The organism is Massilia sp. ZL223, assembly GCF_018119395.1.
In the GTDB taxonomy this organism is placed as follows: Bacteria; Pseudomonadota; Gammaproteobacteria; order Burkholderiales; family Burkholderiaceae_D; genus Telluria.
The window spans coordinates 185676-207714 of sequence record NZ_JAGPWD010000005.1 but is presented as its reverse complement, the minus strand read 5'-3'; the positions used below and the strand labels follow the sequence as shown (position 1 = coordinate 207714).

Sequence of the window (22039 nt, the reverse complement as noted above, 5' to 3'; positions counted from 1 at the left end):
GGAATGGTTCAGGCGTGCAGCGCGGCCGCCTGGGGCTGGCGCGCCAGCAAGGCGGCGATCTTCTCCGGCGCCAGCGGACGGTCGAACAGGTAGCCCTGGGCGGCGTCGCAGCCCATCGCGCACAGGTCGCGCAGCTGCTCCTGGGTCTCGACCGATTCCGCGATCACAGACTGGCCCAGGCGGTGCGCCATGGCGACGATGGTCTCGGCGATCGCGAAGGAGCGCCCGCCGCCGTTGCCGAGGCGGCGCACGAACAGGCCGTCCATCTTGAGGATGTCCACCGGCAGCTCACACAGGTAGTTCAGGCTCGAGTAGCCGGTGCCGAAATCGTCGATCGACACCACCACGCCGGCCTGGCGCAGGCGGCTCATCACGGCGCAGTTCGCGCCCAGGTCGTCGATCAGCATGCCCTCGGTGATCTCCAGGTCCAGGCAGTGCGCGGGCATGCCGGTGTCGGCCAGGATGGCCATTACGCGGCCCGCCAGGCTTGGCTCCTTGAGCTGGCGCGCCGACAGGTTGACCGCGGTCTTGATCTCGGGCAGGCCGGCGGCCACCCAGGCGCGGTTCTGGCGGCAGGCGGTGCGCAGCGCCCATTCGCCGATCGGCACGATCATGCCGGTCTCCTCGGCCAGCGGAATGAAGCGGCCCGGATCGATGCGGCCGTACACCGGATGCTGCCAGCGCAGCAGCGCCTCGACCCCGATCACGCGCCTGCTGGCCAGGTCGACCTGGGGCTGGTATTCCAGGAACAGCTGGCCGCGCGCGAGCGCGTCGCGCAGGCCGTTCTTCAGCGCCAGGCGCTCGCTGGGAGCCTGGGCCTGGATGCCGCGGTAGACCTGCACGCTGTTCTCGCCCCATTCCTTGGCGCAGCGCATGGCGAGATCGGCGCGCTTGAGCAGCGCATCGAGGTCGCAGTCGGCCGCCGGGTACAGGGCCACGCCGGCCGCCAGGCTGACGAAGCAGTCGCGCCCGCCGACGACGATGGGAAGGGCGAAGCGGTCGAGGATCTTCTCGGCCACCTGCTGGGCGTCGGCCTCGCTGCCCAGGTCTTCCAGCAGCGCGATGAATTCGTCGCCGCCCCACCGCGCCACGGTGTCCGAGTCGCGCAGGCAGCGCCGGATCGCCGCGCCGGCCTGGGCCAGCAGCGCGTCGCCCGCCTCGTAGCCAAGGGCGTCGTTGACTTCCTTGAAGCGGTTGATGTTCAGGAGCAGCAGCGCGATCGGGCGCCGGTTGCGGTTGGCGCGGTCCATGGCGTGGCGCAGGCGGTCGCGCAGCAGGCGCCGGTTCAGCAGGCCGGTGAGCTGGTCGCAGTGCACGCCGTCCAGCACCCGGCCCACGCTCGCGCCCATGTCGCTCATGTTGCCCGTATTGTGCGCCTGCGCCACCTCGCCGCGTTCGTCCTCGCCGTGGCACAGCACCCGGTTGCGGCCCAGCGACTTGGCCAGGTAGAGCGCCTCGTCGGCGCGCACGATGGCCTGGGCGCAGGGCTCGCCCAGCCGGTATTCGGCCACGCCCACCGACACGGTCAGGCTGATCACGCTGTCGCCCTCCTCGCAGCGCAGGCCCTCGATCACGCCGCGCACCCGCTCGGCCAGCACCACCGCGTCCGCCGCGGGCGTCTCCGGCAGGAGCAGCAGGAATTCTTCGCCGCCGTAGCGCCCGAAGGTATCGGTGGCGCGGATCTGCCCCTGCACCGCCTCGGCAAAGGCGCGCAGCACGACGTCGCCGGCGCTGTGCCCGTAGGTGTCGTTGATGCGCTTGAAGAAGTCGATGTCGAACAGGCACAGGCAGAATACCCGCCCATTGCGGTCACTGCGCTCCTTCTCCTTGTCGATCAGGCCGAGCAGGAAGCGCCGGTTATGGCTGCCCGTGAGTTCGTCGCGGATGGCCAGCTCGTTGATGGTGGACAGGGCCTGCTGCAGCTTGACGAAGCCCTCGGTCTTGGTCAGTTCGAACAACAGCACGAACACCAGCACCACCACGTACAGGCCGATGTCGCACACCAGGTGCAGCAGCGCCATGTCGGCCGCCGGGACCGGCGGCGTTCCCAGCCCGGAGACCTGCATGCCGTAGATGGCGGCGGCGCTGGCACAGCTCATCCCCAGCCAGAACGCGGCCGAGGGCACGCCGCCCAGGAACATCGCCACCACCGGGCCGGTGATCAGCCAGCTCGCGGTGGGCGCGCTGATGCCGCCCAGGTGCCAGGTCAGCCAGGAGAAGTTGAAGAACAGCGCGCACAGGAACAGCTCGCGCGCGGCCAGGATGCAGCCGGTGGCGCGCAGCACGGCCGGCGCCAGCAGCATGCAGGCCGAACACGCCAGGATTTCCAGGGCGGCCGTCCGGAGTCCGAGCAGCCAGTAGGCCAGCGCGTACAGCGGCCCCGCGGTGCCGGCCATGACGGCGGCATTGACGACGTTCTTGGCGCGCGCCATCACTGCCGCATCCTGCTGCAGCGGCGCCGGTATGAAACGGTGGGCAAGCCTCAGGTAACGTCCGCCCCACCCCACGCTGTTGTCGTCCATGGTTCCTATCCCGCACTTTCGCGCACCTGGCGCCTTGGCAAGACGCTCCAAGAACTGAGTTTAGGTAGGAAATTTCTTCACAGTCTTAATGCCGGACAGAAAGGCGTCGGAAAAGCCGCGCCGTCGCCTCTTGCAAACACCGCGACAGGGCCGCCTTGTCATGAAAAAAATAATTCCATGTGACAACCAATAATGTTGGATTAATATTTTCCAACCAACAGTTACACGGACTAAACCAGAATGAAACAGATTTCCGGTCTCCCTGCGGAGAAGCACGCGCTCAGCGCCGACAGGCTGTTCCTCTTTGTGCTCTGAAGCCTGCTGGCGCTGTCGGTCGCCCTCTCGTTCTGGCACGACACCTTGTTCCTCGCGCTGCGACTGCAGCGCGAAACGGCGGCGGTCGGCGCCAGCGCGGCCACCTTGCAGCACACCCTGCAGACCATGCACGCCAGCGCCGACAAGGTGGCGCGCGACATGCAGCTGATTACCGCCACCTCGAATGCGGTGGCGAGCGGCAGCAGCGACCTGTCCGCGAGCGCCACCGCCCAGGCCGCGCGCCTGGAGCAGGCGGCGCAGGCGGTCGACAAGCTGACCGCGACGGTCAAGCACAACGTCGATCACGCCGCGCTGGCCAATGAACTGGTGGAGTCCGCTTCCGCGATGGCCGTCAAGGGCGGCGAAGTGGTGGCCGACGTGGTGCAGACGATGGCGTCGATCCGCACCAGCTCGCGCAAGATCGAGGACATCATCGGGGTCATCGACGGCATCGCCTTCCAGACCAATATCCTGGCGCTGAACGCCGCCGTGGAAGCGGCGCGCGCGGGCGAGGAAGGCCGCGGCTTCGCCGTGGTGGCCGCCGAAGTGCGCAGCCTCGCCCACCGCAGCGGCCAGGCGGCCCAGGAAGTCAGGCGCCTGATCGGCGACTCGGTGGTGCGCGTCGACGCCGGCGGGCAGCTGGTCGACCAGGCCGGGCGCACCATGAGCGAAATCGTGGAGTCGGTCAGGCAGGCGGCCGGCATCATGGCCTCGATCTCCGGCGCCAGCCGCGAGCAGCGCGACGGCATCGAGCAGGTCAGGGAAACCATCCAGGATATCGAACAGACCACCCGCCAGACGGTCCTGCTGGTCGAGCAAAGCTCGGCAGCCGCGGGCACCATATGCGAACACGCGTCGTCGGTGGCGCAGGCGGTCAGCAGCCTGCGCGGCGCCTGACGCTGCGCGCACGCCAAAGCGGCGGGCCTGGACTCAGGCCCGCAAGGCGCTCCGTCCAAGCAGCTCGAGAAGCTCGGCTCCGTCCACCGGCTTGACCAGGTAATGGTCGAAGCCCGCGGCGAAGGCCCGTTCCCGGTCGCGCTGCTGGCCGTAACCGGTGACGGCAATGAGCACCGTGCCCGCCGCCTCTGGCAGCGCGCGCAGGCGGCCGGCCAGCACCAGTCCATCGATTTCCGGCAGGCCGATGTCGAGCACGAACACCTGGGGACAGTCGGCCCCGGCCAGCTCCAGCGCCGCGCCGCTGGAATACAGTGCGCGCGCATCGTGGCCGCAGGCGGCCAGCAGCCCGACCAGCGCGTCGGCGGCGTCGCGGTTGTCGTCGACCACCACGACCCGCAGCGGCTGCCCCGCCATGCCTGCCACGGCGGGGACGGCCGGCGCCCCGGGGTCGAGCGGATCGCTCGCCAGGCGCGGCAGGCTCACCGTGAAACTGCTGCCCTTCCCGGGGCCGCCGCTGTGCGCGGAGATGGCGCCCTCGTGCGATTCCACCAGGCTCTTCGCCAGCGCCAGGCCGATGCCCAGGCCGCCCTGGGCCCGGTCGAGGGTGCGGTGGCCCTGCACGAACAGGTCGAACACCCGCGCCGCGAGCTCGGGGTCCATGCCGATGCCGCTGTCCGACACGGTCAGCGCCACCTCGTTCCCGGAAAGCCGCATGCGCACGCCGATACGGCCGCCCTCGGGCGTGAACTTGTTGGCGTTGGTGAGGATGTTGGCGACGACCTGCAGGATGCGCTTGCGGTCGCCGCTGATCCAGGCCGGCTCGTGCGGCAGGTCGAGTTCGAGCTGGTGGCGCCGCCCATGCAGTTGCGGCGCCGCCTGCTCGACCGCTTCGGCGACGATGTCGCGCAGGTCGAGCGGACTCCGGTTCAAGACCACCAGCCCGCGCGTCACCCTGGCCACGTCGAGCAGGTCGTCGATCAGCGCCTTCATGTGGCCGACCTGGCGCGCGATGACGGCGGCGGCCTGCCGCACGCGGGCCGGATCCTCGGCCGCCACCGTGAGAAGCTGGGCGGCCGCGCTCACCGGCGCCAGCGGATTACGCAGCTCGTGGGCGAGCATGGCCAGGAATTCGTCCTTGGCGCGGTTGGCGTGCGAGAGCTCGGCCACCAGGACTTCGCGCTCGCGGTGCGCCTGTTCCAGCAGGTGGCGCTCGGTCGCATCGCGGGTGAAGCAGCGGCTGTAGCGCAGCTGGCCGTTTTCCAGGCAAGCATTGGAATTGATGACGACGTGCTTGATCGACCCGTCCTTGCAGCGCAGGCGGGCCGGCTGGTCGTACAGCGTTTCACCTGCCGTCAGGCGCCGGAGGATATCGTCGATCACGATCGCGTCGGCGTGGAAGTCGCCGATGTGGCGCCCCACGTATTCTTCCCAGCGGTAGCCCAGCAGGCTCAGCTCGGCCTTGTTGGCCCAGAGGATGGTGCCGTCCGGCCCGACGCGGTGCAGCCCTTCGGCGGCGTTCTCGACGAAGTCCGCCAGTTCGCGCTCGCGGTGCCGGAGGGTCTGCTCGGCTTCCCTGGCCCGCACGAGCTCGCCCCGCAGGGCCAGGTTCTTCTGCTCCATGAGCGCCAGCTGCAGGCATAGCTCCTGCTGCCCGTCCTTCACTTCCTGCCCCTCGGGGCGGACGTGGTCGTGGGCGCAGCAGACGCGGCGGAAGTCCGCGGCCAGCTCCTGAGTCGGGAACAGGTTCCAGGGATAGGCGCAGAACAGCGAGAAGCGGCAGGCTTCGCCGAGCCCGTTCCACAATTCCTCGAGCCGTACGGCCGCGTCGTACAAGCCTTGTTCGCACAGCAGCGCAACCATCTCGCCGAAGGCGTGGACGGCGCGCCCCGAAGCGCAGGCCTTGCGCACCGTATTGCCGACGACCTCGTCGAACAGCCCTTCGTCGGGCCAGCCGTCGACCATGAAGCGGGCCAGGGTGCCGGCCGCGTCGAGCATGATGAGCTCGCCCGGGAACCAGGCCGGCTGGCCCTTCAGCGAACCGAAGCCCATCAGCTGCTGCCGCAGCGTATCGAGGTGTTCCTGGGTGGCGATCACTATCGCCGAGCCGCCGCCGCGCAGGCCCCGGTCGAGGAAGTCGGCGACTTCAGTCAGCAGGACTGCGTCGTCGTGATAAAAACGGACGAAATGGGACGGCTCGGACGCGTCTTCCCGTACTGAGCCCGGCATACTGGTCGACAATGTGAACTTTCATAGGTCCGGCTTGCGCAGGTCCTGGTGCTGAGGCGGTCTAGTGGATTCACCCACAAAAAAATATTTCCAAAAGACAAGCGAAATACATTTGGCATCATAACACTATGTGTCGTGCGCACGCATGGATTTTGCAAATTAGGAATATTCCTAGACACTGAGCTGTGGGCTCCAGGCCTCACGCACCATGATCGTCCACCCTGCCGCGATCAGTCATTCTTGACGACGATGCTCGGGAACTTGGCGCTCATGTCCTTCGCCTTCTCGGCCACCTTGATCGCGATCCTGCGTGCGATCTGCTTGTAGACCGCGGCCACGGCGCCGTCCGGATCGGCCACTACAGTTGGGCGGCCGGAATCGGTCTGCTCGCGGATCGCCATGGTCAGCGGCAGCGAACCCAGGAAGTCGACGCCGAAGTCGGCGCACATCTTGGCGCCGCCGCCTTCGCCGAAGATGTGTTCCACATGGCCGCAGTTGGAGCAGATGTGGGTCGACATGTTCTCCACCACGCCCAGGATCGGGATGCCGACCTTCTCGAACATCTTGAGGCCCTTGCGTGCGTCCAGCAGCGCGATGTCCTGCGGGGTCGTGACGATCACGGCGCCGGTGACCGGCACCTTCTGCGACAGGGTCAGCTGGATGTCGCCGGTCCCCGGCGGCATGTCGACGATCAGGTAATCGAGGTCGCGCCAGTTGGTCTGCTCCAGCAGCTGCTGCAGCGCGCCGGTGACCATCGGGCCGCGCCAGACCATGGGCTCGTCCGGATCGATCATGAAGCCGATCGACGAGACCTGCACGCCGTGGTTCTCCAGCGGCTCCATGGTCTTGCCGTCGCGGCTTTCGGGACGGGCGTTAATCCCCAACATCATCGGCTGCGAGGGGCCGTAGATGTCGGCGTCGAGGATGCCGACGCTGGCGCCTTCGCTCGACAAGGCGAGGGCCAGGTTGACCGCCGTGGTCGACTTGCCGACGCCGCCCTTGCCGGAGGCGACGGCGATGATGTTCTTCACGTTCGGCATCACCTTGAGGCCGCGCTGGACCGCGTGCGAGACGATCTTGCTGTACACCTTGGCGCTGACATTGCCAGCGCCCGGCAGCGCTTTCACGGCCGCCACCACCTGTTCACGGATGCCTGCGATCTGGCTGGCCGCCGGGTAGCCCAGCTCGATCTCGAAGCTGACGTCGGCCCCGCTGACCTGGACGTGCTTGACCGATTTGGATGCGACGAAGTCTTTCTGGGTGTTAGGATCGATAACCGCCGACAGCGCCTGCTTGACGTCGTTCTCAGTGATGCTCATGTGTTTCTCCGAATGTGATGGCCGAAAGTGTAGCGCAAAATGCACTTCCGCCTCTTGCCGGATTGGCAAAAGCGCTCGCGGAGGCGGCAAAAGCCCCTGCGCGCACAGCCCCATCCGCTGTTAAAATGCTTCTTTTTATATAACCAGAGCGTTTCGACCATGACCCGCAAGCTGTTTGTCACCACTGCCCTGCCCTACGCCAATGCAGCCTTCCACATCGGCCACATGATGGAATACATCCAGGCCGACATCTGGGTACGCTTCCAGCGAATGCAGCGCGACAACGGCATGCAGCGCGAGGTGCATTTCGTCTGCGCGGACGACACCCACGGCACCCCGATCATGATCGCGGCCGAGAAGGAAGGCATCACGCCCCAGGAATTCGTGGCCAAGATCGCCGCCGGCCGCCCGCAATACCTGAACGGTTTCCACATCGCCTTCGACAACTGGTATTCGACCGACTCCCCGGAAAACGTCGAGCTGTCCCAGGGCATCTACCGCAAGCTGCGCGATGCCGGCCTGATCGTCACCAAGACCGTCGACCGCTTCTACGACCCGGTCAAGGGCATGTTCCTGGCCGACCGCAACATCAAGGGCGAGTGCCCGGTCTGCCACGCCAAGGATCAGTACGGCGATAACTGCGAAGTCTGCGGCGCCGCCTACCAGCCGACCGAACTGATCAACCCGTTCTCGGTCTTCACCGGCTCGACCCCGATCCTGAAGCCGTCCGAGCAGTACTTCTTCAAGCTGTCCGACCCGCGCTGCTTCCAGTTCCTCAAGGAGTGGCTGAACACCCCGGGCCGCCTGCAGCCGGAAATGGTCAACAAGGTCTCCGAGTGGCTGGGCGAAGCCGGCGAAAAGCTGGCCGACTGGGACATCTCGCGCGATGCGCCCTACTTCGGCATCCCGATCCCGGATGCACCGGGCAAGTTCTTCTACGTGTGGCTGGACGCGCCGGTCGGCTACCTGGCCTCGCTCAAGAACTACTTCGACAAGCAGGGCCTGGACTTCGAGGCCTTCCTGAAGGACCCGGGCGCCGAGCAGCTGCACTTCATCGGCAAGGACATCGTGTCCTTCCACCTGCTGTTCTGGCCGGCGATGCTGAATTTCTCGGGCCACCCGATCATCGACAAGCTGAGGGTCGCCGTCCACGGCCACCTGACCGTCAACAACGAAAAGATGTCCAAGTCGCGCGGCACCGGCATCTCGCCGCTGCGCTACCTGGAACTGGGCATGAACCCGGAATGGCTGCGCTACTACCTGGCCTTCAAGCTGAACGCGAGGGTCGAGGACCTGGACTTCAACGGCGAAGACTTCGTCAACCGCGTGAACAGCGACCTGATCGGCAAGTACGTGAACATCGCCAGCCGCTGCGCCGGTTTCATCGCCAAGAAGTTCGACGGCAAGCTGGCCGATACGCTGTCGGATAACGCCAAGGGCTGGATCTGCAAGGCCCTGATGAGCGAAGGCGTGGAGCGCCAGGCCAGCATCGCGGCCAGCTTCGAGGCGCGCGAATACGGCAAGGCGCTGCGCGAGATCATGGAGATCGCCGACGTCACCAACCAGTACGTGGACGAGAACAAGCCCTGGATCCTGGCCAAGGACGAGGCCAAGACCGCCGAGCTGCACGACGTCTGCACCACCGCCCTGATCCTGTTCCGCCAGCTGACCATCATGCTGTCGCCGGTGCTGCCGCAGGTGGCGGCGCGCGTGTCCGAATTCCTGGGCGACGCCGAGCTGAGCTGGGCCGACACCCACGGCGCGGCGGTCTACGAGACCATGCTGGGCCGTACCATCGGCGCCTACAGCCACCTGATGCAGCGCGTGGATGCGAAGACGGTCGAGAACCTGTTCGACAAGCCGGCTGCTCCGGCCGCTCCGGCTGCAGTCCCTGCTGCGGCCGAGACCGCAGCCCCGGCCGCTGAAGCCGCTGCTGCCGGCGACATCGAGGAACTGGCGCCGGAAATCTCGATCGACGATTTCACCAGGATCGACCTGCGCGTGGCGAAGATCGTCAACTGCGAACACGTGGAAGGCGCCGGCAAGCTGCTGCGCCTGACCCTGGACGTGGGCGAAGGCCGCTACCGCAATGTCTTCTCGGGCATCAAGTCGGCCTACAAGCCGGAAGACCTGGTCGGCAAGCTGACCGTGATGGTGGCCAACCTGGCCCCGCGCAAGATGAAGTTCGGCGTCTCGGAAGGCATGGTGCTGTGCGCCTCGGCTGCCGACGAGAAGGCGAATCCGGGCCTGTACCTGCTGGATCCGATGCCGGGCGCGGCGCCAGGTATGCGTATCCGCTGAGGCTGAGCAGCCCAAACGGCCTTCAGTTCGTTAGCTTGTAGACCGTCGTTCCGGCGAAGGCCGGAACCCAAGTTTGCATGAGCTAACGAAACGCTAAACTTGGGCTCCGGCCTTCGCCGGAGCGACGGATCGAGGGCTAACTAAGCCCTGCGAACTGGGCCAGAATGACTACAAGCAAAGGCCAGGAAAGCGATTCCCGGCCTGGTAGCGGGTGTTACAATGACACGCTTTTTGTGCAGAACAAATGCCCCTACATACTCTTTGATAGGTAGCTAATAATATGACCGAATTCAAACCTCTCCGCCACATCCCGCAAGCCAATGTGTTCCGCAAGGGCGACGTGTTCGTCCTGTTCGGCGAACTGTTCGGCCGCGGCTATGTGAATGGCCTGATCGACGAGGCACGCGCCGCCGGCATGACCATCGTGGGCATCACCGTGGGCCGCCGCGACGAGTCGGGCGCTCTGCGCGCGCTGACCGCCGAAGAACACGCCGAAGCGGAAGAGAAGCTCGGCGGCCGCATCATCAATGTGCCGCTGATGGCCGGTTTCGACATGGACGCGCCGGAAGGCGAACAGAACCCGACCGAAATGCTGTCGGGGATCACCCTGAAGAACTGGCAGGAAGAAAAGCTGGACTGGGCCAAGATCGAGCGCTGCCGCGAAGCCGGCGTGCGCCGCTTCACCAGCTCGGCAGCAAGCGTCATGGGCGAGATCGACAAGCTGATCCCGCAAGGCGCCAACGTCTTCTTCGCCCACACCATGGCCGGCGGCATCCCGAAGATCAAGGCCTTCCTGGCCATCGCCAACCGCATCTACAAGGGCCGCGGCGAGCGCTTCATGTCCTCGCGCGCCCTGCTCGACAGCGACTTGGGCAAGCTGATCCTGATGAACTTCGATGAAGTCACCGCCAACACGCTCAAGTACCTGATCGATGCGTCAAGCAAGATCCGCGAGCGCGTGACCAAGGCCGGCGGCGAAGTCCGCTACACGGCCTACGGCTACCACGGCACTGAAGTCCTGATCGGCGGCGAGTATGTGTGGCAGACCTACACCAACTACACCCAGGGCTACGCCAAGAAGCGCCTGGAATCGGTCGCCGAAGCCGCCTGGAACCAGGGCGTGTGGGCCACCGTGTTCAACTGCCCGGAAATCCGCACCAACTCGTCCGACATCTTCGTCGGCGTCGAGCTGCCGCTGATCCCGCTGCTGAACGCACTCAAGCGCGAAGGCGGCGGCGCCTGGGCCGATGAGCAGTGGCGCATCTGCGAAAGCCTGCTGAACGACGGCGTGTCGCTGCAGAGCGTGCTGGACAAGCTGGAAGGCTACAACCAGGACGCCACCAGCGTCCACTTCCGCAACTTCGAGGCTTGGCCAATGGACAACACCCCGGAACTGGCGGACGTCATGATCGGCACCTCGGACGAGATCACCTCCCTGCACAAGGACCGCAAGGCCCTGATCACCGACCACCTCTCAAGCCTGGTGCTGGAAGGCGCCGGCCCGCTGATGTTCCATGGCGCGTCGGAGAAAATCGCACCGGTGCTGTGGCTCAGCCACGACATCATCGCCCGTCAGCTGAACGAGCTGCACAAATAAGCTTGACGTCGGAGGCGCGGGGCAGAAGAATCTGCCCCGTCTCTCGTTTACTTCTCTTAAGAATCATGATCTTCAAGAAACAACACTCGATGTACGAATCGGAGCACACCAAGTTCATCAAGGAGCTGAAGAACCAGCTGCCGGGCATGGAAGAGCGCCAGGTGGCTGGCCGTTCCCTGCTGTGGGACAAGGCTCCGCTGTCGCTGGACGAACAGGCCCGCATCAAGGAATCGCGCCTGCGCCAGAACGCCTACCCCTACCAGACCAAGGTCTGAGCGTAGAAGACGCCAATGCAGCCCGAGCAGGCCGCGCAGGAGCCGGCCGAACCGACGCCGGTCACCGCAGAGGCGCCGCCACTCCCCCCGGATGATCCCGGCCATGACGCCGGCGCGATCGCTCGCCTGTACGGCGAGCCGATCACGCGCCTGCCGAACGACCTGTACATCCCGCCGGACGCGCTCGAGGTCTTCCTCGACGCCTTCGAAGGTCCGCTCGACCTGCTGCTCTACCTGATCCGCAAGCAGAACTTCAACATCCTCGACATCCCGATGGCGCAGGTGACCCTGCAATACCTGGAATACGTCGAGCAGATCCGCCAGCACAACCTGGAGCTGGCGGCCGAGTACCTGCTGATGGCGGCCATGCTCATCGAGATCAAGTCGCGCATGCTGCTGCCGCGGCGCCAGGACGACCTGGTCGAGGACGTGGGCGATCCCCGCGCCGAGCTGGTGCGCCGCCTGCTGGACTACGAGCAGATCAAGACCGCCGCCGTCCAGCTCGGGAACCTGCCCCAGGAAGGGCGCGATTTCCTGCGCCCTTCCCTGTTCGTCGAGCAGGGCCTGGCCCCTAGCTGGCCCGATGTCGACCCCTGGGACCTGCAGCGCGCCTGGCTCGACGTCCTGCGCCGCGCCAAGCTGACCCAGCACCACCGGATCAGCCGCCAGGAACTCTCGGTGCGCGAGCACATGTCCGCCATCCTGCGCACCTTGCAGTCGCAGCGCTTCGTCGAGTTCGGCGAATTATTCGCGGGCCAGCACGGGGTTCCGATTGTGGTTGTACACTTTGTGGCCATGCTGGAACTCGCGAAAGAAACGCTCATCGAAATCACCCAGGCCGAACCGTTTGCGCCGATCTACGTGCGCCTGGCCTATTCGCCGGCCTGAAGCGCCGGCCTCTTACTCTCTGTCAGCCCATGAAAATCATTTCCTCCATCGACGAATTGCGCGACCAGTTGCGCGGCCAGCTGCGCACCGCCTTCGTGCCGACGATGGGCAACCTGCATGAAGGCCACCTGTCCCTGATGCGCCTGGCGCGCCGCCACGGCGACCCGGTCGTGGCCTCGATCTTCGTCAACCGCCTGCAGTTCGGCCCCAACGAGGACTTCGACAAGTACCCGCGCACCTTCCAGGACGACGTCGCCAAACTGGAAAAGGAAGGCGTCTACGTGCTGTTCGCGCCGACCGAGAAGGACATGTACCCGGAACCCCAGGAATACCGCGTCACGCCGCCGAACGGCCTGGGCAACACCCTGGAAGGCGAATTCCGCCCCGGCTTCTTCGAAGGCGTGTGCACCGTCGTGACCAAGCTGTTCTCCTGCGTGCAGCCGCGCGTGGCCGTGTTCGGCAAGAAGGATTACCAGCAGCTGATGATCGTCCGTAACATGGCGCGCCAGTTCGCCCTGCCGACCGAGATCATCGGCGCCGAGACCTTCCGCGCGGAAGACGGCCTGGCCCTGTCCTCGCGCAACGGCTACCTGTCGGAAGCCGAGCGCGCCGAGGCGCCGGTCCTGTACCGCAACCTGAACGCCGTGGCCGACGCCGTGCGCGGCGGCGAGCACGACGTGGCCGCCGTGGAACAGCGTGCGATGCTTGATCTGGCCGGACGCGGCTGGCAGCCGGACTACGTCTCGATCCGCAAGCGCATCGACCTGCAGGCTCCGAGCGCCGCCGACCTGGAGCGCGGCGAGCCGCTCGTGGTGCTGGCCGCGGCCAAGCTGGGCACGACCCGCCTCATCGACAACCTCGAGATTTGACGCTGTTGTTTTGCTGAGTGATATCAAAACAACACTGAAGCTTGCGAAATTGCAACACGATCAGAACGGGCGTATATTAGGTGTTTCACCTACTGCTCACGCCCCAGGATCCGCCGTGAACGATACTGTCATTGCCATTGCCCGCAAGGGCCCACCGAAACCCGCCGACGCGGTCAGCCGGATCGGCGGCAACGTCGAGCCGCACGAGATGCGCGACCCCTTCGACATCGGGGAAGCGCTGACCACCCTGGCCGAGCGGGGCGACGCCATCACCGTGTTCCCGGCCGGGCATCTCGAGCCCTTGCTGGCGCGGGTCGAATCGGTCGATCCGGAGCTGCCGCATTTCGTGCTGGACTTCACCGGCAGCGAGCTGCCGCCGGCGGGGAAGCTGACCTTCGTGGCCTCGATCGGGGGCAATGCCAAGCTGCAGTTCGACCTGGAAGGCGAGTGGCCGGAACTGGCCGGGCGGCCGTGGATGGTGCACGCGGAATTCCCGGAAAGCTGCCTGGTGCTGAATCGCCGCGCCGCGCGGCGCGTCGAGACACCCGTCGGCGTGAACTACACCGCCAGCTTTGCGCTGCAGGGCCGGCAGTATGAATTGCCGCTGTACGACTTCTCGCAGAGTGGCGTGGGGCTGCGCGCGACGCCGGAGCAGTGCTTCGGGCTGACCGTCGGGAAGAAGATTACCGGGGCGAGGCTGGAGCTGGGACCGGCGCTGACCCTGATCGCCGACCTGGAAGTGCGGCTGCTGCGGCCGTTCAAGACCTTCCTGCTCGGGGAGCAGGTGCAGGTGGGGTGCAGTTTTGCGAGTATTTCGCTGCAGATGCAGCAGACGCTGGAAAGGTTTGTGACCAGCGGGGTGCCGGAGAGACGGGCGCGTTAGGCGTCTTGCGCTAACGATTTAGCCGAGGAACTTGGGTTCCGGCCAAGGGGGACGCCGAGTCCCGGAACGACGGTTTTTAGGTTAACGCAAAGAAGACGTTTAGCGAGATTCGGACACGTGCATTAGCACGTCGTTCCGGCGAAGGCCGGAACCCAAGCTTGCCCGCAGACCTACACCGCCACGCTCTGCGCCCAAGCCAGCGCCGACAGATGCGCCTTGTTCACCTGCAGCGGACTGATATCCAGCGATTCCGCGAGCGACGCCACCAGGTTCGAATTCAGCTCGCAGGCCTCCGCCAGCGCCAGGTAGGGCCCGTACTTGCCCTCGCGCTTGAGCAAAGCCAGCACCACTTCTTCCGGCAGCGGAATGGTCTCCAGCACCTCCTGCATCGGCAGCCCGAGCAGGCGGTCCAGCAGCGAGAACATGCCCGCCACAAACAGGTTCTCCCCTTCCCCGCGCCCCAACCGCATTTCGCCCAGCAGCTCGGCCAGGCGGCCGCGCACGACGGCGGTTTCCATCAGCACCGGCGAATAGCCGCTCTGGCTCGCGGTGGCCAGCAGCAGCACCAGCCAGCGGTACAGCGGCGCATAGCCCATCAGCGCGATCGCCTGGCGCAGCGAGTTCACCTCGCGGCCGGCGCCGAAGCCGGCGGAATTGATGAAGCGCAGCAGCTTGTAGGTCAGCGCCGGGTCGCGCTTGAGCACGTCCTCGATCTTGGGCACGTCCTCGTTGTTCTGCACCATCTGCATCAGCTGCAGGATCACGCTCTGGGTCGGGTTCATGCCCTTGACCGGATTGCCCGGCCGCGGCGTCAGGTGCAGCTTGCCGACAAAGGCGTCCAGGCCCAGCGCGGCGCAGGCGTCGAAGTCGGCCCAGGTGGCCACCGGGCGGCCCACCATGCGCATCGCCGAATGCTTGGCGGCCGCATAGGTGCGCGCCTGCTCGCCCACGTCGGCGCCGGTGAAACGCACCTCGACGTAGGACGCATAGGGCGACAGGTTGCGCGCCAGGATGTTCAGGTCGGCGCCGCGGATCGAGATCCCGACACCGCCCGCGCGCACGGCCTGCACGGCGGCGCGCACGCTGGTGTCGGTCAGGTCGCGGATGTTCAGGGTCAGCACCGTCTTCTCGGGCGGCAGCGCGTGCAGCGCGTCGGTGCTGAGCATGGCCGGCACCGCGCCGAGGAACAGCAGCTTGTCGCGCAGCAGCCAGCCGTGCTCCTCGTGCTGGACGTGCTCGGCGACAAAGCCGACCAGGTCTTCCAGCTGCTGGTCGGTCACGGCTTGGCCGGCCTGCTGTTGCCACGAGAGTTCGTAGCCGATGACGCGCTGCTTGGGATCCAGCAGCGGTTCACGAACGATGAAGTTTGTTTGATGCATGATGCGCCGTGGTGGGATCAACCAATGGTATGACTACCCTTGCTCCTGCAAAGTTGCGCGGCGCGGCGCTCAGAATCCGAGACTGTCCAGCAGATCGTCGACCTGGCCCTGGTCGGCCACGACTTCGCTCCTGCCTTCCGGATTGATCTGCGGGCCGTTCAGCAGGCCATTATCCAGTTCGCGCTTGATTTCGCTGGGGGCGAAGTCGATCAGGACCTGCACCAGCTGCTTCTCGAGGTTCTGGGCGATGCCCGTGATGCGGCCGATCACCTGGCCGGTCAGGTCCTGGAAGTCCTGGGCCATCATGATGTTCATCAGCTCGCCACGCGTGGTCACCGCCGCGGCGCGCGACTCGTCGAGCGAGGCGATGGTGCGCGCGGCCAGCGCGCGCCAGTCGGCTTCGCTTGCGCCATTGTCGATCAGGGCTTGCCAGCTCTTGCCGAGTTCGGCCGAGCGGGTCTCGATGGCGTCCTGCAGCGGCGAGGCGGTGTCGGTCGCGTCCAGCACCTTCTTGGCGGCCTGCTCGGACAGGCGCGCCACGTAGTCGAGGCGGTCGCGCGCGTCCGGGATGTCGCTGGCGGCCTTTTCGATCAGCTTGTCGAGGCCCAGCCCGCGCAGGCTTTCATGCAGCGCGCGGGTCATGTGGCCGATCCGGCTCAGGACCTCCTCGTGGGAGCCCTGGTCGGCGTTCTGCTCAAGCATCTCAGGCTCCGGCTTTGTCGAGTTTTTCGAAGATCTTGTTCAGCTTTTCGTCCAGGGTCGCGGCCGTGAAGGGCTTGACCACGTAGCCGCTGGCGCCCGCCTGGGCGGCGGCGATGATGTTTTCCTTCTTGGCTTCCGCGGTCACCATCAGCACCGGCAGCTTGGCCAGTGCGGGATCGGCACGGATGTTTTGCAGCATGGTCAGGCCGTCCATGTTCGGCATGTTCCAGTCCGACACCACGAAGTCGAACTGCTCGCTGCGCAGCTTGGCCAGCGCCATCACGCCATCTTCGGCTTCGTCGACGTTGGCATAACCCAGTTCCTTCAACAGATTCCGCACGATGCGGCGCATCGTCGAGAAATCGTCAACAACCAAAAAACGCATCTTTGGATCAGCCATGAATTACTCCGTTTGAATCTTTACTCTGGTTAGATGGTAAGCGCTGCACTTTTACAGGCTCAAGAATAGCATTTTTGTTGCCCTACGGCGATAAAATGGTCTGAAAAGCAGCTCGTGCGGATCAAACGCGCAACGCCCGGCTGCCTTGGGCCGCCAGTTGGTCCATGACCATGCGCGGCAAGGCCTGCAGCGGTCCCACTTCGTGGGTCGCGCCGATGGCGATCGCTTCGCGCGGCATGCCGAACACGACGCAGGTCGCCTCGTCCTGGGCGACGTTCCAGGCGCCGGCCTGGCGCATTTCCAGCATGCCGGCGGCGCCGTCCTTCCCCATGCCGGTCAGGATAACACCAACCGCATTCTTGCCGGCGGCCTGCGCAGCCGAACGGAACAGCACGTCCACCGAGGGGCGGTGGCGGTTCACGGGCGGCGACTGCTCGATGCGGGTCATGTAGTTGGCGCCCGAACGGGTCAGCAGCAGGTGCGAGTGGCCGGGGGCGATGTAGGCGTGGCCCGGCAGCACGCGCTCGTTGCCCTGCGACTCGATCACGCTGATCTTGCACAGCGAATCCAGGCGCTTGGCGAAGGAGGACGTGAAGCCTTCCGGCATGTGCTGGGCGATCAGGATGCCCGGGCAGTCCGAGGGCATCTGCATCAGGAATTCGCGGATCGCCTCGGTGCCGCCGGTCGAGGCGCCGATGATGATCAGTTTCTCAGACGAAATCAGCGGGCTGCGCAGGGCCGACAGGGGCGCGCCGGGCGCCGCCGGCTGGGCCTTGCGCGGGGCGATGCGGGCGCGCGCGGCGGCCCGGATCTTGTCGGCGATCATGTCGGCATACTCGCGCATCCCGGTCTGGATCGACAGCTTGGGCTTGGTCACGAAGTCGACCGCGCCCAGTTCCAGCGCGCGCATCGTGATTTCCGAACCGCGCTCGGTCAGCGAGGACACCATCAGCACCGGCATCGGGCGCAGGCGCATCAGCTTTTCCAGGAAGTCGAGGCCGTCCATTTTCGGCATCTCGACGTCCAGGGTCAGCACGTCCGGATTGTGCTTCTTGATCAGTTCGCGCGCGACGAGCGGATCGGGGGCGGTGGCCACGACTTCCATGTCGGGCTGGGAGTTGACGATCTCGCTCATCACGCTGCGGATCAGTGCGGAGTCGTCGACAATCAGCACCTTGGTCTTCATTGTTCGTCCCTTTCAGATCAAAACAGATCGATGTCGCCGCCGACCGGCTCGACCTTGAGTCGCTTGGCGTAATCGAGCTCGCGCTTCGCCAGCGTATCGTTTTGGGTTTGCATCAGCTTCTTCACCAGCACCTTGCCGGTCTTGGGGAAGAAATACACCTTGCGCGGGTAGATGTCGTTCAGGTCCTCGGCCAGCACCGGAATGCGCTCGGTCTTGAGGAACTGGGTCACGAAGGCCGCGTTGCGCTCGCCCACGTTCATGGCCGAGAAGCCGCGCAGCACCGCGCCGCCGCCGAACACCTTGGCTTCCAGGTGCTCGCGCCGCGCGCCCGCCTTGAGCAGGTCGTTGATCAGGACCTCCATCGCGAAGCTCCCGTAGCGCATCGAGGCCGACACCGGGCTGGAGGCGTCGCCGCCGTCCGGCAGCATGAAGTGGTTCATGCCGCCCAGGCCAGTGAGCCGGTCGCGGATGCAGGCCGACACGCAGGAGCCGAGCACCGTCACGATCAGCATGTTCTTGCCGGTGTAGTAGTACTCGCCCGGCAGGATCTTGGCCGCTTCGACGTCGAAGGTGCGGTCGTAATAGACGTTGGTGGCGAACTGGCTGTTCATGGTGATTCACCTAGTGGGGATCAGGCGCCCCGTTGGTCCAGCTCATACACGGTCTTGCCGCGCAGGCGCAGCGAGTCCGACACGTACAGGAAATTCTCGGAATGCCCGGCGAACAGCAGCGCGTCGCGCTTCATCAGCGGCACGAAGCGGCTGAGGATCTTGCGCTGGGTATCCTTGTCGAAGTAGATCATCACGTTGCGGCAGAAGATCGCATCGAAGGGCCCTTCCACCGGCCAGCCGTCGGCCAGCAGGTTGAGCTGCTTGAAGCTGACCAGGTTGCGCAGCTCCGGGCGCACGCGCGCCATGCCTTCGTGGCCGCCCTTCCCTTTCAGGAAGAAGCGCTTCAGGCGCGCGGTATCGAGCTTGTCCACGCGCTCCATCGGGTAGACCGCGTTGGCGCCGGTGGCCAGCACGTTGGTGTCGATGTCGGTGGCGACGATCTGCACCGGCGGCGTCAGGGTGTTGAAGGCCTCGCAGGCCGTCATCGCGATCGAATACGGTTCTTCGCCGGTGGAGGCGGCCGAGCACCACACGGTCAGGGTGCGGCGCTCGCGCTTGTGCAAGGCCAGCAGGTGCTCGGCCAGCAGCGGAAAGTGGTGGGCCTCGCGGAAGAAGGAGGTCAGGTTGGTGGTCAGCGCGTTGGTGAACGACTCCCACTCGGACGCCATGCGCCCCGCTTCCAGGTCGTCCAGGTAGCGCCCGAAGGACTGGATGCCGGTCGCGCGCAGGCGCCGCGCCAGGCGGCTGTAGACCATCTCCTGCTTGCTGTCGGCCAGCGAGATGCCCGCGCGCTGGTAGATCAGCGCGCGCACGCGTTCGAAGTCACGGCGCGTGAAATCGAACTCCTTGACGGTGTCTGCTTTTTGCTGCGGCACTTTGCCTGCCTCTTGTCTCGTTGACCGGCCTGCCCGCATGGCGGGACGGCCGGTGTTGTGCTCCGTGCCTTGCTGTCCTGCTTAGGCCGCGATCTTGTCCATCAGGCCCATTTCGCTGGACGACATCAGCTTGTCGATGTCGACCAGGATCAGCATGCGCTCGTCCACCGTGCCCAGGCCGATCATGTACTCGGAATTGAAGGCGGTGCCCATTTCCGGGGCCGGCTTGACCTGGTCCGGGGTCAGGGTGGTCACGTCGGACACGCTGTCCACGACCATGCCCATGATGCGGCCGCCGATGTTCAGGATGATCACCACGGTGAACTGGTCGTACACCGGGGTGCCCAGCTTGAACTTGATGCGCATGTCCACCACCGGGATGATGATGCCACGCAGGTTGATCACGCCCTTGATGAATTCGGGGGCGTTGGCGATGCGGGTCACGGCTTCGTAGCCGCGGATTTCCTGCACCTTCAGGATGTCGATGCCGTATTCCTCGGCGCCCAGCTTGAATGCCAGGAATTCGCTGCCTGCGCCGTCGCGCGCGGTCCCGTCGGCCGGTTTGTTGGTCTGTACGTTAGACATGTTCAGGTCCTTTTTTTCAAGTCAGGGTCAAGATTGTTGTAGAACGACGGGGTCGTCCGCCAGCTGGCGCGAAGAACGCACCAGCGCGGCAACGTCGAGAATCAGGGCGACGCCGCCGTCGCCCATGATGGTGGCGCCGGAGATGCCCGCCACCTTGCGGTAATTCGCTTCCAGGTTCTTCACCACCACCTGCTGCTGGCCCACCAGTTCGTCCACGAACAGGGCCGCCTTGCGGCCTTCGGTCTCGAGGATCACCACGATGCCTTCGCAGGGATCGGTGATGCGCGGAGTGACGCCGAACATCTGGTACAGCGGGATCAGCGGCAGGTATTCGCCGCGCACCTTGAGCACGCGGCCGCGGCCGGCGATCTCGCGCACGTCGGAAGGCAGAGGCTGGAGCGACTCGACCACGAAGGACAGCGGCAGGATGTAGATCTCGTCGCCGCAGCGGATCGACATGCCGTCCAGGATGGCGAGGGTCAGCGGCAGCGAGATCGAGATCGTGGTGCCGAAGCCGCGCGCCGAGCGGATGTCGACCGTGCCGCCCATTTGCGTGATGTTGCGCTTGACGACGTCCATGCCGACCCCGCGCCCCGACACGTCGGTCACCTGCTCGGCGGTCGAGAAGCCCGGCGCGAAGATCAGCTGCCAGACTTCCGAGTCGCTCATGTTCTCGGACACGGCCAGCCCGTTCTGGGCGGCCTTGGCCAGGATGCGTTCGCGATTCAGGCCGCCGCCGTCGTCGGCCACTTCGATCACGATGTTGCCGCCCTGGTGGCCGGCCGACAGGAACAGGCGCCCTGCTTCCGACTTGCCGCTGGCGACACGCGCCGCCGGCATTTCGATGCCGTGGTCGATGGAATTGCGCACCAGGTGGGTGAGCGGATCGACGATGCGCTCGATCAGGCCCTTGTCCAGTTCCGTCGCGGCGCCATGGGTGATGAAGTCGACCTTCTTGCCCAGCTTACTGGCCAGGTCGCGCACCATGCGCGGGAAGCGCGAGAACACGAAGTCCATCGGCATCATGCGGATCGACATGACGGCTTCCTGCAGCTCGCGGGTGTTGCGGCCCAGCTGGCTGATCGAGGACATCAGGCGCTCGTGCCCGATCGGATCCAGGTTGCTGCTGCGCTGCTCGAGCATGGCGTTGGTGATCACCAGCTCGCCGATCAGGTTGATCAGCTGGTCGACCTTCTCGACCGAGACGCGGATCGACGAGGATTCGCCCTGCGCATCCTTCCTGGTGGCGGCCTTCTTCTCGGCCGCCAGTTCCGATACTTCGATCGGGTCCGGGCGCTGCGGCGCGACTGGCGCAGGCGCGGCCTCGGCCACGATGCCGGCCTGCGCGCGGATCTGCTCGATCGGCTGGAAGAAACCGTAGCCGCGCTCGTCGTCGGACAGCTCGTCTTCCTGCTGGGCGCCCGCCGCCTCGTCGTCGAAGTCGAAGAAGCCGTAGCCCTGGCCGTCCTCGATGCGCTTGCGCTCGGCGGCCTCGATGGCGCGCTGCTCCGGCGTCAGGGCCGGCGCCTCGAAGATCTTGAGGTCGTCCGGGTTGAGGACGAAGGAGCAGATCGCGATGATGTCGTCCAGGCTCTCGTGCGTGGTGATGATGATGGCGCTGCGCCCGCCGTCGAGCGGCGTCACCTTGACGCGGCCCATCAGGCCCAGCTCGTCGACCAGCGCGTTGACGTCGCGCTGCGCCACGTCGGGCAACTCGATCTTGTAGCGGTGCGCGCCCTCGGTCGGGTGGTGCGCCTTGGTCTCCGCGGTCAGGAAGGACGGCGCGACCACCGGCGCGTGCGGCACCAGGCCTTCGGCCAGGTCGTGCAGCACCATGCGCACGTTGGCCACCGCTTCCTGGTCCACGGCCGCGCCGTGGCGGTGGCCGTCGAGCAGCATCTTGAGGCTGTCCTTGGCGGCCAGGAAGGCGTCCACGTGGTTCGAGGTCAGGGCCATCTCGCCCTTGCGGATGCGGTCGAGCAGCGACTCCAGCACGTGGGTCACTTCGCTCATGTCGGTCAGCCCGAAGGTCGAGGCGCCGCCTTTGACCGAGTGGGCCGTACGGAAGATCGCATTCAGGTCTTCCGCGTCGGGCGCGGCAACATCGACGCCCAGCAGCAGCCGCTCCATTTCGGCGAGCAGTTCCTCTGCTTCGTCGAAAAAGACCTGGTAAAACTGGCTGATGTCGATGGTCATATGTCAGTCCGGA

General features: G+C 65.7%; 18 protein-coding genes. 7 read left to right on the top strand and 11 right to left on the bottom strand.

Going from position 1 to position 22039, the window contains the following annotated elements; translation table 11 throughout:
- Window positions 1–8: 8 nt before the first annotated feature.
- Window positions 9–2522, bottom strand: coding sequence for a diguanylate cyclase (locus KBW95_RS06040; protein ID WP_211525810.1), 2514 nt, complete (start codon window positions 2520–2522; stop codon window positions 9–11).
- Between the two features lie 360 nt (window positions 2523–2882).
- On the opposite strand from KBW95_RS06040, the gene KBW95_RS06035 reads away from it, so the two are divergent.
- The gene (locus tag KBW95_RS06035; RefSeq protein ID WP_307727636.1) at window positions 2883–3734 is read left to right on the top strand and encodes a methyl-accepting chemotaxis protein; all 852 of its coding nucleotides are present in this window, start codon (window positions 2883–2885) and stop codon (window positions 3732–3734) included.
- A gap of 33 nt (window positions 3735–3767) precedes the next feature.
- Here the strand turns inward: KBW95_RS06035 and KBW95_RS06030 are convergent, their stop codons facing one another.
- A complete protein-coding gene (locus KBW95_RS06030; protein WP_229429571.1) occupies window positions 3768–5972 on the bottom strand; it encodes an ATP-binding protein in 2205 nt (734 codons plus the stop codon).
- A gap of 218 nt (window positions 5973–6190) precedes the next feature.
- Window positions 6191–7279 (bottom strand): iron-sulfur cluster carrier protein ApbC, encoded by a 1089-nt coding sequence (apbC, locus tag KBW95_RS06025; protein WP_211525809.1) that lies wholly within the window; start codon window positions 7277–7279, stop codon window positions 6191–6193.
- 159 nt (window positions 7280–7438) lie between these two features.
- On the opposite strand from apbC, the gene metG reads away from it, so the two are divergent.
- From metG to KBW95_RS05995, 6 genes are all read left to right on the top strand, one after another.
- Complete coding sequence (gene metG, locus KBW95_RS06020) at window positions 7439–9580, top strand: methionine--tRNA ligase (protein ID WP_211525808.1); 2142 nt, start codon at window positions 7439–7441, stop codon at window positions 9578–9580.
- 280 nt (window positions 9581–9860) lie between these two features.
- Complete coding sequence (locus KBW95_RS06015; protein ID WP_211525807.1) at window positions 9861–11177, top strand: hypothetical protein; 1317 nt, start codon at window positions 9861–9863, stop codon at window positions 11175–11177.
- 65 nt (window positions 11178–11242) lie between these two features.
- Complete coding sequence (locus KBW95_RS06010) at window positions 11243–11452, top strand: DUF3460 family protein (protein WP_211525806.1); 210 nt, start codon at window positions 11243–11245, stop codon at window positions 11450–11452.
- A gap of 15 nt (window positions 11453–11467) precedes the next feature.
- Window positions 11468–12340 carry a ScpA family protein gene (locus KBW95_RS06005; RefSeq protein WP_211525805.1) on the top strand — a complete coding sequence of 291 codons (873 nt, stop codon included), beginning with the start codon at window positions 11468–11470 and terminating at the stop codon, window positions 12338–12340.
- A gap of 29 nt (window positions 12341–12369) precedes the next feature.
- On the top strand, window positions 12370–13209 hold the full coding sequence (panC, locus tag KBW95_RS06000) for a pantoate--beta-alanine ligase (protein WP_211525804.1): 840 nt from the start codon (window positions 12370–12372) through the stop codon (window positions 13207–13209).
- Window positions 13210–13324: 115 nt separating this feature from the next.
- Window positions 13325–14092 carry a flagellar brake protein gene (locus KBW95_RS05995; RefSeq protein ID WP_373888759.1) on the top strand — a complete coding sequence of 256 codons (768 nt, stop codon included), beginning with the start codon at window positions 13325–13327 and terminating at the stop codon, window positions 14090–14092.
- 170 nt (window positions 14093–14262) lie between these two features.
- Here the strand turns inward: KBW95_RS05995 and KBW95_RS05990 are convergent, their stop codons facing one another.
- From KBW95_RS05990 to cheA, 8 genes are all read right to left on the bottom strand, one after another.
- On the bottom strand, window positions 14263–15471 hold the full coding sequence (locus KBW95_RS05990) for an EAL and HDOD domain-containing protein (RefSeq protein WP_211525803.1): 1209 nt from the start codon (window positions 15469–15471) through the stop codon (window positions 14263–14265).
- A gap of 69 nt (window positions 15472–15540) precedes the next feature.
- A complete protein-coding gene (gene cheZ, locus KBW95_RS05985) occupies window positions 15541–16173 on the bottom strand; it encodes a protein phosphatase CheZ (protein WP_211525802.1) in 633 nt (210 codons plus the stop codon).
- A 1-nt stretch (window position 16174) separates the two neighbouring features.
- Window positions 16175–16573 (bottom strand): chemotaxis response regulator CheY, encoded by a 399-nt coding sequence (cheY, locus tag KBW95_RS05980; protein WP_211525801.1) that lies wholly within the window; start codon window positions 16571–16573, stop codon window positions 16175–16177.
- Between the two features lie 121 nt (window positions 16574–16694).
- Window positions 16695–17759: a chemotaxis response regulator protein-glutamate methylesterase gene (locus tag KBW95_RS05975; protein ID WP_211525800.1), complete on the bottom strand. Its 1065-nt coding sequence runs from the start codon at window positions 17757–17759 to the stop codon at window positions 16695–16697.
- A gap of 17 nt (window positions 17760–17776) precedes the next feature.
- A complete protein-coding gene (gene cheD / locus KBW95_RS05970; RefSeq protein ID WP_211525799.1) occupies window positions 17777–18370 on the bottom strand; it encodes a chemoreceptor glutamine deamidase CheD in 594 nt (197 codons plus the stop codon).
- 20 nt (window positions 18371–18390) lie between these two features.
- Window positions 18391–19245, bottom strand: a complete 855-nt coding sequence (locus KBW95_RS05965; RefSeq protein WP_373888758.1) for a CheR family methyltransferase — start codon at window positions 19243–19245, stop codon at window positions 18391–18393.
- Between the two features lie 81 nt (window positions 19246–19326).
- The gene (locus KBW95_RS05960) at window positions 19327–19830 is read right to left on the bottom strand and encodes a chemotaxis protein CheW (protein ID WP_211525797.1); all 504 of its coding nucleotides are present in this window, start codon (window positions 19828–19830) and stop codon (window positions 19327–19329) included.
- Between the two features lie 27 nt (window positions 19831–19857).
- Entirely contained in the window at window positions 19858–22026 is a 2169-nt protein-coding gene (gene cheA, locus KBW95_RS05955) for a chemotaxis protein CheA (RefSeq protein WP_211525796.1), read from the bottom strand.
- Window positions 22027–22039: the final 13 nt, after the last annotated feature.